1 pseudogene is annotated in these 789 nt (G+C 53.2%); it reads right to left on the reverse strand.

Features of this window, described 5'->3' with window-relative positions:
- Positions 1 to 463 (reverse strand): annotated as a pseudogene (locus DESPIG_RS12545) (outer membrane homotrimeric porin); the annotation flags it as partial.
- Positions 464 to 789 lie beyond the last annotated feature (326 nt).

A 789-nucleotide genomic window follows, 5' to 3' on the forward strand; every position in this document is an offset into this window, starting at 1 on the left:
CGGCGGCCACGTCATCGTCGAGGATCTGGGAAGCATTGGTGGTGAAGGCAGGCAGAGCCAGGCCCTGGATACCCATGCGGACCTTCAGGTCGGTCTGGGGCACCATCCAGTCGATGTAGGCACGCTTCAGTTCCACCACGCTGTTGTTGTCAGCACCCAGGGCGCCACCGGTCTTGTCCTGGCCCCAAACCTGGTCGCCGATTTCGAAGAACACGGTACCGGACAGGGCTTCGGAAGCCACGGCGTCCAACTGCAGGCGAACACGCTGGCGGGCTTCGAATTCGTCCTCACCCTTGTAACCGGAACCGGGCTTGCCGTCCTGGTTGGAACGGAAGTCAGCATGCTGACCATAGTCGAAAGACATGATCCACTGGCCCTTGGCCTTGAAGTCGATAGCGTTGGCGCCGGTAGTAGCACCCAGCATCATAGCGGCAGCCAGAGCGAGAGTCATAAGCTTCTTCATGATAATACCTTCCTTCATTACTTCCGCATCTTTCGATCCCATCCAGTATGGGATCTTTTCCCTTGCGGGACCCCATTCCTGCCCTGTGCGGAGCGGGACAGGAATCCCGGCCGATACGACCGGAGCAAAAAAGCTCGTTTTTAAAAGTCGGCAGCAGCAATCTGCTTGGCCGTCGAACTTGTAAAAATTTTTAAACCCCTTTCCTGGCCTTGTCAACATTTCTTCAAAAAAAACAGTATGTTATATAAAATTACCTATATCTATTTTTTGATTTTCATCCTTTTGTTTACAACGTCCGCTCCCTGTCTTCCGTCAAAAGATATCTC

The organism is Desulfovibrio piger ATCC 29098 (assembly GCF_000156375.1).
GTDB lineage: Bacteria > Desulfobacterota > Desulfovibrionia > Desulfovibrionales > Desulfovibrionaceae > Desulfovibrio > Desulfovibrio piger.